Source organism: Pantoea sp. PSNIH1 (genome assembly GCF_007680655.1).
Taxonomy (GTDB): domain Bacteria; phylum Pseudomonadota; class Gammaproteobacteria; order Enterobacterales; family Enterobacteriaceae; genus Pantoea; species Pantoea eucrina.
In genome coordinates, this window is sequence record NZ_VEIP01000032.1 from 1 (window position 1) to 228 (window position 228).

Consider the following 228-nt stretch of genomic DNA (forward strand, 5'->3'; position numbering starts at 1 on the left):
GGAGCGGGAAACGAGACTCGAACTCGCGACCCCGACCTTGGCAAGGTCGTGCTCTACCAACTGAGCTATTCCCGCATTATCGTCGATATTCAGCCTGCTGCTACGCGGCAGAGCAAAACATCTGATATTGGTATCTGACTACATCTTTAAATCTGGAGCGGGAAACGAGACTCGAACTCGCGACCCCGACCTTGGCAAGGTCGTGCTCTACCAACTGAGCTATTCCCG

At 53.9% G+C, this 228-nt stretch carries 1 tRNA gene; it reads right to left on the reverse strand.

The window, feature by feature from the left end:
- Positions 1-2: 2 nt before the first annotated feature.
- Positions 3-75, reverse strand: a tRNA-Gly gene (locus FS690_RS18270).
- Between the last annotated feature and the right edge of the window lie 153 nt (positions 76-228).